General features: G+C 68.8%; 7 protein-coding genes. 3 read left to right on the forward strand and 4 right to left on the reverse strand.

The window, feature by feature from the left end:
- Positions 1 to 277: 277 nt before the first annotated feature.
- The 4 genes from QMX80_RS16975 to QMX80_RS16990 all read right to left on the reverse strand — a co-directional run bounded on the left by QMX80_RS16975 (position 278) and on the right by QMX80_RS16990 (position 4,616).
- Positions 278 to 787 (reverse strand): DUF411 domain-containing protein, encoded by a 510-nt coding sequence (locus QMX80_RS16975; protein WP_282278344.1) that lies wholly within the window; start codon positions 785 to 787, stop codon positions 278 to 280.
- A 132-nt stretch (positions 788 to 919) separates the two neighbouring features.
- A complete protein-coding gene (locus tag QMX80_RS16980) occupies positions 920 to 1,561 on the reverse strand; it encodes a copper resistance protein B (protein WP_282278345.1) in 642 nt (213 codons plus the stop codon).
- Between the two features lie 764 nt (positions 1,562 to 2,325).
- Positions 2,326 to 4,083, reverse strand: a complete 1,758-nt coding sequence (locus QMX80_RS16985) for a copper resistance system multicopper oxidase (protein WP_282278346.1) — start codon at positions 4,081 to 4,083, stop codon at positions 2,326 to 2,328.
- 170 nt (positions 4,084 to 4,253) lie between these two features.
- A complete protein-coding gene (locus QMX80_RS16990; RefSeq protein ID WP_282278347.1) occupies positions 4,254 to 4,616 on the reverse strand; it encodes a CopL family metal-binding regulatory protein in 363 nt (120 codons plus the stop codon).
- 135 nt (positions 4,617 to 4,751) lie between these two features.
- Here QMX80_RS16990 and QMX80_RS16995 point away from each other — a divergent pair, with 135 nt between their 5' ends.
- The 3 genes from QMX80_RS16995 to QMX80_RS17005 all read left to right on the forward strand — a co-directional run bounded on the left by QMX80_RS16995 (position 4,752) and on the right by QMX80_RS17005 (position 8,358).
- Positions 4,752 to 5,873, forward strand: coding sequence for a PLP-dependent cysteine synthase family protein (locus QMX80_RS16995; protein ID WP_055770422.1), 1,122 nt, complete (start codon positions 4,752 to 4,754; stop codon positions 5,871 to 5,873).
- 19 nt (positions 5,874 to 5,892) lie between these two features.
- A complete protein-coding gene (locus QMX80_RS17000; RefSeq protein ID WP_282278349.1) occupies positions 5,893 to 7,920 on the forward strand; it encodes a M3 family metallopeptidase in 2,028 nt (675 codons plus the stop codon).
- An 87-nt stretch (positions 7,921 to 8,007) separates the two neighbouring features.
- Positions 8,008 to 8,358 carry an SH3 domain-containing protein gene (locus tag QMX80_RS17005; protein WP_282278350.1) on the forward strand — a complete coding sequence of 117 codons (351 nt, stop codon included), beginning with the start codon at positions 8,008 to 8,010 and terminating at the stop codon, positions 8,356 to 8,358.
- Positions 8,359 to 8,771 lie beyond the last annotated feature (413 nt).

Consider the following 8,771-nt stretch of genomic DNA (forward strand, 5'->3'; position numbering starts at 1 on the left):
CCCGCTGGGGCATACCCGCCTACGACCCCGGCGGGGAATTGCCCGGCGCTACAGAGCCACAATCCCCATCGCCTTGTAGAGCGGGGCAGCGTCCCGCTGGGGCATTACCGACGAAGTCCCCCGCCGGGCGTTGCCCGGCGCTACAGAGCCGCAATCCCCATCGCCTTGTAGAGCGGGGCAACGCCCCGCTGGAGCATTGCCAGCCAAGCCCGTCGGGCGTTGCCCGACACCGTAGGGCGTAGAACGGGACCAGGCCCATTGGAGCCTTCCCCGCCCGTCAGGGATGCCGGGAGTAGGGCTGCAGGCTGCCGTCCTTGCCGAGCAGCGCGACGGTGAACGCGTCGCGGCGGCCATCCGGTGATTCCATGCCCGGCGAACCGATGGGCATGCCCGGCAGCACCAGGCCGCGCGCCGCCGGCTTCTCGCGCAGCAGGCGCTGCACGTCCGCTGCCGGGACATGGCCTTCCAGCACATAGCCACCGACCTCGGCGGTGTGGCAGGACGCCTGCGCCAGCGGAATGCCCAGGCGCTGTTTCACCGCCGCCATGTCGGCGCTGTCATGGGCCATCACGGTGAAGCCGGCCGCGCGCATGTGCTCGATCCAGCCGTTGCAGCAGCCGCAGTACGCATCCTTGTGGACGTGCACGACCTGCGTCGTGTCGGCAGCGTGCCCGGCCGCCTGTTTGCCGGGCGTGCCTGGTGGTGTGGCGGCGTCGCAGGCGGTGACGATGAAGGCGGAGGCGGCGACGAGCAGCAGCGACACCATCCTGTGCAGGGGAACATTCATTGGAATCTCCAAAAGGAAAAGCGAGCAGTGAGTGCAGGGGAGTGAGGAGTGAGAAAAGGCGGAAGCGGAAGCGAAGAGATCAGCAGGGGGTTGTTGCTTCTTCCAGCTCGTCTCCACTCACTCCTCGTCCGTTCAGAACCAGAAACGCACGCCGGCCACCCAGCGCGAATCGCACGGGCTTTCCCCGGCATCGCGGTGCAGGCCGGCGGTCCGGCCGAAGCGGCGCTCGTGCACGAAGCCGACATAGGGCGCGAAGCGGCGGGTGATCTCGTAGCGCAGGCGCAGGCCGGCCTCGACGTGGCCGAGCCCGCTGCCGACGCCGCGGCGCGGATCGCTGTCGGCGGCCAGGCTGGCTGCCAGCGACGGCTGCAGGATCAGCCGGTTGCTCAGCAGCAGCGAGTACTCCGCCTCCACCGCCAGTTCGGCCCTGCGCGGCCCCCCCAGGTAAGCAGTGGCGGCGAACTCGAACTTGTAAGGCGCCAGGCCCTGCACGCCGATGGCCGCGCGGGTCAGGCCGGCTGCGTCGCCGCCATCGTGGCGGACACCGCCGACCACGTCCCACCAGGGCGAGATGGCGTGGCCGTAGAGCGCATCCAGCGACCACCCGCTGAGCCGGCCCTCGCTGCGCTGCCCCTCGCTGCGCAGCCACAGGCGGTCGATGTCGCTGCCGAACCAGCCCTTGGCGGCCCACGACTGTCCGCTGCCATGGGCGTTGTTCCAGGCTTCCAGATGGTCGAACAGCACCAGGCTGTTGAAACCCGGGGCATGTTCCATGGCATGTGACGCGAGCGTGGGGAACGCGGCGGCCAGATCCGCGGCGGTCGGCTCCGGAATGGGCTCGCGTGGTGCCTGCATCGCCGCGGCGCCGTGGCCGGCGTGTTCGTCGTGTGCCCCATGCGCGCCGTGCGTGCCGGCGTCGGAAGGGGCCGTCGCCTTAGCCGGCATGTGGGCGCCATGCATGGCGTGTCCGGCGTGGGCGTCATGGGAATGGGCGGGCTCGCTGGCTGGTGTCTCCGCCGCATGGCCCGCATGCGGATCCACGGGTTGCGGCGTCGCATGGGATGCATGGTCCATGTGCGCGGCGTGGCCGGCGGGTGTGCCCTGGCCTGCATGCGGGTTGTCCGCCATGGTCGTGCCCCCCGGCCCGACGTGGCCCGCGTGTGGGTCTTTCTCCACGGCCTTGGCGGCGGTGGCCGGCGCATGGCCCGCATGCGGATCCACGGGTTGCGGCGCCGCATGGGATGCATGGTCCATATGCGCGGCGTGGTCGGCCGGCATGCCTGACCGGCCGGAGGTGCCGGCCTGTGTGGCGTGGCCTGCATGCGGGTCGTCCGCCGTGGCAGTGCCACCCGGTCCGGCATGGCCCGCGTGCGGGTCTTTCTCCGCGGCCTTGGCGGGGATGGCCGATGCATGGCCCGCGTGTGGATCTGGCTTTGCGGTGGCCCCATGGACGTGATGGCCTGAGTGCGCATCCTGTGCGGCAGCGCTGCCGGTGGCCGCGGCCAGGGCGATGAACAGCAGGGATCGGGTCGTCGTCTTCATGCCTCGATCCTCACTTCGCGCATCATGCCCGCTTCCATGTGGTACAGCAGGTGGCAGTGGAAGGCCCAGCGGCCCAGTGCGTCGGCGCGTACGCGGTAGCTGCGGCGCGTTCCCGGCGGCATGTCGATGGTGTGCTTGCGCACCTGGAACCGGCCATCGGCGTCCTCCAGGTCGCTCCACACGCCATGCAGGTGGATGGGGTGGGTCATCATGGTGTCGTTGACCAGCACGATGCGCATGCGCTCGCCGTAGTTCAGCCGCAGCGGCTCGGCGCCGGCGAACGGGACGCCATCGAAATTCCAGGCGAACTTCTCCATGTGCCCGGTCAGGTGCAGTTCGATCTCGCGGCCGGGTTCGCGCCCGTCGGGGTCGTCGAACAGCGAATGCAGGTCGGCGTAGGCGAGCACCCTGCGGCCGTTGTCGCGCAGGCCGATACCGGGGTCGTCCAGCCGTGGCGAGCTGGCCGCGCTCTGCATGTCCACCAGCGGGTTGCCGCGTTCGCCGGGAGGATGCTTCGGCGCGCTGCCGCCCTCGCCGTGTCCGCCATGGCCGGCATGCGCATCGTGCCCGCCGTGCGCCATCTGCATGGCATCGTGGCCGCCGCCATGGGCCATGTCGGCCATGGTCAGCAGCGGCCGCGGGTCCAGCGCCGGCACCGGCGCCTGCAGGCCGTGGCGTACGGCCAGCGTGCCGCAGGCGTGGCCGGTGCGGCCCATGTCCTGGGCGAAGATCGTGAACGCGTCCTGCCCGGAAGGCTCGACGATCACGTCGAAGGTTTCGGCCACGGCGATGCGGAACTCGTCCACGCTCACCGGATGGATGTACTGGCCGTCGGCGGCCACCACGGTCATCTTCAGCCCGGGGATGCGCACGTCGAAGTAGGTCATCGCCGAGCCGTTGATGAAGCGCAGCAGCACCTTCTCGCCGCTGCGGAACAGCCCGGTCCAGTTGCCGGCCGGCGCGGTGCCGTTCATCAGGTACGTATAGGTGTGGGCGTTGATGTCGGAGATGTCGCTGGGCGTCATCCGCATCCGCCCCCACATGCCGCGGTCGGCCAGCGTGGCGCGCAGCCCATCGCGGTGGGTATCGCGCATGAAATCGCCCACCGTGCGCTGGTAGGTGTTGTCGTGCATCGGCATCTTCTTCATGCGCCGGTACAGCGCGGCCGGATCCAGGTCGGTCCAGTCCGACAACAGGATCACGTGCTCGCGGTCGAAGCGGTACGGCGGCGGCTCCAGCGGATCGATCACCAGCGCGCCGTACAGGCCGGCCTGCTCCTGGAACAACGAATGGCTGTGGTACCAGTAGGTGCCGGACTGGCGCAGCTGGAAGCGGTACTGGAAGGCTTCGCCCGGCGCGATGCCGTCGAAACTCAGCCCCGGCACGCCGTCCATGTTGGCCGGCAGCAGGATGCCGTGCCAATGGATCGAGGTCATCTCGTCGGCGAGCGTGTTGGCCACGCGGATGTTGACCGTATCGCCCTCGCGCCAGCGCAGGATCGGCGCCGGCAGCGAGCCGTTGACGGTGACCGCGCTGCGCGCGCGGCCGGTGAAATCGACCGTGGAGCGGCCGATGGCCAGGCTCAGGTCGGTGCCGCGAAGTTCGCCGGCGGTGGCGGCGCGGGCGGGAGTGGCGAAGGCATCGCCGGCACGCCACAGCCCGGTGCCGGCGACGACGCCGCCTAGGGCCAGGCCCTGCACGAAGCGTCGCCGCGACAGCACCGAGCGCGGGTCGGAAAGAAAATCGTTTTTCATGGGAACTCCATCGGCCATCCACCGGGAGGGCGGACGGCAGGCGCGGATTGCGCTGGACGTGCAGGAACGCGCCTGGCGCACGACGGCAACCAGCGTCGTCTGCGCAATGGGCAGTGCTCCTGCGGGACAGCCGCCAGCGGCGTGACTACGCGCTGGCGGTCATGGCCGGATCAGGCGATGGGAGGCCGGTTGAGCTTGGCCGGACGCACGTCGTAGCGCGCGGGCACGGGCGCCGCGGGTTCCGGGGAACGTGCGATCTCGCTGGCTGGCGACGCCGCCAGCGTGGGCAGCATGTTGCAGTGCTGGGTGCAGTCGCAGTGCTTGCCATCGCCGCAGGGCGAAGCCGGAGGCTGCGGCTGCTTGGCTGCGTCGTGCATGCCGCCGCCGTCGTGGCAGCAAGCGTGGTCCATCTCCCTGTGTGCGCCCCCTGCGGTATCGGCCGGCATCGCCATCGCCGTGGCCGACCACACCGACCCGACCGCACCGGCGATCAGGGACAGGCACAGCAGCAGGGGCAGCAGGATGCGCGGCACGCGGAGTCGGCATGGAACGGAGTGCGCACCATACCATCGTGCGGTGCTGGCTGCCGCAGCCGGGGCGGGTGCGCCCGTCCGCAGCAGACCATCCACAGTAGAATCGGACATCAGTTTTCATCGAGTGTGCGATCCATGTCACAGCGCGCCTGGGTGGCGGCGGCCATCCGCAAGATCGAAGCCGATTTCAACCGTTCGGCCGATACCCACCTGATCCCGATCGACCTGCCCGGTTTCCCGGGTATCGACGTCTACCTGAAGGACGAGTCCAGCCATCCGACCGGCAGCCTCAAGCACCGCCTGGCGCGCTCGCTGTTCCTGTATGCGCTGGCCAACGGCTGGTTGCGCGAGGGCTGCCCGGTGATCGAGGCGTCCAGCGGCTCGACCGCCGTGTCCGAGGCCTACTTCGCCCGCCTGCTTGGCCTGCCCTTCATCGCGGTGATCCCGGCCAGCACCTCGCCGGAGAAAATCGCCGCCATCGAATTCCACGGCGGCCGCTGCCACCTGGTGCAGCGCGCCTGCGACCTGAACTGCGAATCGGAGCGGCTGGCGCGCGAGACCGGCGGCCACTTCATGGACCAGTTCACCTACGCCGAGCGCGCCACCGACTGGCGTGCCAACAACAACATCGCCGAGTCGATCTTCAAGCAGATGGCCGAGGAGCCGCACCCGGTGCCGGAATGGGTCGTCTGCAGCCCCGGCACCGGCGGCACCGCGGCCACGCTGGGACGCTACGTCAGCTATCGCCGCCACGACACCCTGATCCTGTGCGCGGACCCTGAAGTGTCGGTGTTCTACGACGGTTACTGCGCGGCTCTGGCCGGCGCCGACTGGCGCGAGATGACCTGCGAAGGCGGTTCGCGCGTGGAGGGCATCGGCCGCCCGCGCGTGGAGCGCAGCTTCATTCCCACCTGCGTCGATGCGATGCTCAAGGTGCCCGATGCGCTGAGTCTTGCGGCGATGCGCCACGTCAGCGCCACCCTGGGCCGCCGCGTGGGCGGTTCCACCGGCACCAACTTCATTGGCGTGCTGCATGCCGCGCAGCTGATGCGCGATGCCGGCCGCGACGGTTCCATCGTCACCATCCTCTGCGACGCCGGCGAGCGCTACGCGCACAGCTACTACGATCCGGCCTGGTACGAACGCCAGGGCATCGATGTGGCCGGTGCGGATGCCGCCATCGCCGCCGCGGTGAACGGGCAGGGGCTGCCGGCGCTGCCTTGTGCGTGGCTGGAGCCGTCGCCATATCAGGCGTGACCCCCGTTTGCAGAATCCCATGAACGCCAATCCCCTGCTCGACTTCTCCGGCCTGCCGCATTTCGACGCGATCCGGCCCGCGCATGTCACCCCGGCCATCGACGCCCTGCTGGCCGCGGCCGAAGCCGCGGTGAAGGCCGCCGAAACCGTGGCGCCGGTGAGCTGGGAGACTTTCGTGGTGCCGCTGGACGACGCCACCGAGCAGCTGTACCGGGCCTGGGGCCAGGTCGCACACCTGCAGGCGGTGGCCGACACGCCGGAACTGCGCGAGGCCTACAACGCCAACCTGCCGAAGATCAGCCGTTTCGGCAGCGCGATGGCGCAGAACCCGGCGCTGTACGCGCAGTACAAGGCGCTGGCCGCAGCGCCGGAGGCGGCGGACTTCGACGAAGCCCGGCGCAGGGTGCTGGACAACGCATTGCGCGATTTCCGGCTGGGCGGTGCCGAACTCGCCGAGGCCGACAAGGCGCGCTTCGCGCAGATCCAGCAGGAACTGTCGGCGCTGTCGGCGAAGTTCTCGCAGAACGTGCTCGATGCCACCGATGCGTTCGCCCTGTATGTCGAAGACGAGGCCGGATTGGCGGGCCTGCCGGCCGATGTGCTTGCCAATGCCCGCGCGGCGGCGCAGAAGGAAGGGCGCGAAGGCTGGAAGCTGACCCTGCACATGCCCTGCTATCTGCCGGTGCAGACCTATGCGGACAATCGCGCGCTGCGCGAGACGCTCTACCGCGCCCATGCCGTGCGCGCCTCCGAGTTCGGCGATGCCGCCCTCGACAATGGCGGCAACATCGACCGCATCCTGGCCCTGCGCACCGAACTGGCCGCGCTGCTGGGCTTCGACAGCTACGCGGAGTACTCCATCGCCACCAAGATGGCGACGGATGCCGGGCAGGTGCTGGGCTTCCTGCGCGATCTGGCCGCACGCGCCAGGCCGTATGCGCAGCGCGACCGTGCCGAGCTGGAAGCCTTCGCCCGCGACGAACTCGGCATGGATGATCTGCAGGCCTGGGACCTGGCCTATGCCAGCGAAAAGCTCAAGCAGGCGCGCTACAGCTACTCCGAGCAGGAGGTGAAGCAGTACTTCACCGAGCCGAAGGTGCTGGCCGGCCTGTTCGGCGTGATCGAGCGCCTGTATGGGTTGAAGGTGCAGCCGGACGACGCACCGGTCTGGCACGAAGAGGTGCGCTTCTACCGGCTGGTCGATGCCGGTGGCGCGCTGGTCGGCCAGTTCTACATGGACCTGTACGCACGCGAAGGCAAGCGCGGCGGCGCCTGGATGGACGATTGCCGCAACCGCCGCGTCACGGCAGCGGGCGTGCAGACGCCGCTGGTCTATCTGGTCTGCAACTTCGGCCGCGGCAGCGATGGCAGGCCTGCCACCTTCAGCCACGACGAGGTCACCACTGTCTTCCACGAGATGGGGCATGGCCTGCACCAGCTGCTGACCCGTGTCGGCGAACTGGCGGTGGCCGGCATCAATGGCGTGGAATGGGATGCGGTGGAACTGCCCAGCCAGTTCATGGAGAACTTCTGCTGGGAATGGGAGCAGGTGCAGGCGATGACCGCCCATGTCGATACTGGCGCGCAGCTTCCGCGCGCCCTGTTCGACAGGATGCTGGCCGCCAGGAACTACCAGAGCGGCATGTTCACCGTGCGCCAGCTGGAGTTCGGCCTGTTCGACATGCTGCTGCACAGCCAGTACCAGCCGGCGCAGGAAAGCGTGCTGCAGCTGCTGGAGCGCGTGCGCGGCGAGGTCGCGGTGAACTTCCCGCCGGACTGGAACCGCTTCCCGCACCAGTTCAGTCACATCTTCGCTGGCGGCTATGCGGCCGGGTACTACAGCTACAAGTGGGCCGAAGTGCTGAGCGCCGACGCCTATGCCGCGTTCGAGGAAGCGCCGGAGCAGGTTGCCGAGACCGGCGCGCGCTTCCGCGACGAAGTGCTGTCGCGCGGCGGCAGCCGCAGCGCGGCCGGCAATTTCCGCGCGTTCCGTGGCCGCGATCCGCGGATCGACGCTCTGTTGCGCCACAGCGGCATGGCAAGCTGAAGGACCACGACGTTGCCCCGGCGGAATTCAGCTGGGGTTTTCGGCATCGCGCTATTGATGCCGGACCTTTTCCTCCAGGCATCGGACATGCCCCGTCTCCTCCCGCGTCTTGCGGCCGCCGCAGCCATCGTCGCGGTGGTGCTGTGGTTCCAGCCCGAGATCGTCGAGCCGTCGGCCAAGGTCGGCGGCAGCGGCCTTAACCTGCGCAGCGCGCCGGATACGCGGGCCGGACGGGTGGCAGTGCTGCCGGTGGGGACGACGGTAGAGGTGCAGCGCTGCCTGGACGACCTGAGCTGGTGCAATGTCCGCCATGGCGGACAAAGCGGTTGGGTAGCGGCCGACTATCTGATCGCGCGCAGCGACGGCAAGCACGTCAAGGTGGCCGAGGCCGGCAAGGAGCTGGGAGTGGTCATCGAGACCGCGAAGCCGGGAGGGTGAGGTCGCGGCCCGTGTTCCGGGCGCAGCGGGGCATGAATGCGGGAAGTGTGCTTTTGCCTCTTCCCAAAACCGCAGGCAGGCCGCATACTCTCGCTCCCTCGCTGCCGGCCCCGGTTGGCAGTGAGGAAAGAAGTTGAAGTCGCCCTCATCGAGGTGTTGACGGAAACGAAAAGCCTGACATAATAGGCGGCTCGCTTCGACGAAGAGCCCTTCGGGGTTGGGGTTGAAGCAGCGGAGTCCGCCTCGAAACGAGGTGTTGACGAAGCGGAAAAGCCGGCTATAATGTGCGGCTCGCTCGGACGGAAACGTCGGGCACTTGGAAGAAGGCGCTGAGGCCGATTCCGAAGTTCTTTGAAAGTATGCGCAGGTATCTTGTGAAGGCGCCTGCAGGAGTGGATGACTGTCCATCTTGC

The sequence above is a fragment of the Stenotrophomonas sp. PS02297 genome, assembly GCF_029959705.1.
Lineage (GTDB): Bacteria > Pseudomonadota > Gammaproteobacteria > Xanthomonadales > Xanthomonadaceae > Stenotrophomonas > Stenotrophomonas nitritireducens.

Excerpts from the sequence above, each read along its gene's own strand:
- QMX80_RS17005 (WP_282278350.1), top strand. The coding sequence starts at position 8,008 with ATGCCCCGTCTCCTCCCGCGTCTTGCGGCCGCCGCAGCCATCGTCGCG.
- QMX80_RS17000 (WP_282278349.1), top strand. The coding sequence starts at position 5,893 with ATGAACGCCAATCCCCTGCTCGACTTCTCCGGCCTGCCGCATTTCGAC.
- QMX80_RS16975 (WP_282278344.1), bottom strand. The coding sequence starts at position 787 with ATGAATGTTCCCCTGCACAGGATGGTGTCGCTGCTGCTCGTCGCCGCC.
- QMX80_RS16985 (WP_282278346.1), bottom strand. The coding sequence starts at position 4,083 with ATGAAAAACGATTTTCTTTCCGACCCGCGCTCGGTGCTGTCGCGGCGA.
- QMX80_RS16995 (WP_055770422.1), top strand. The coding sequence starts at position 4,752 with ATGTCACAGCGCGCCTGGGTGGCGGCGGCCATCCGCAAGATCGAAGCC.
- QMX80_RS16980 (WP_282278345.1), bottom strand. The coding sequence starts at position 1,561 with ATGGAACATGCCCCGGGTTTCAACAGCCTGGTGCTGTTCGACCATCTG.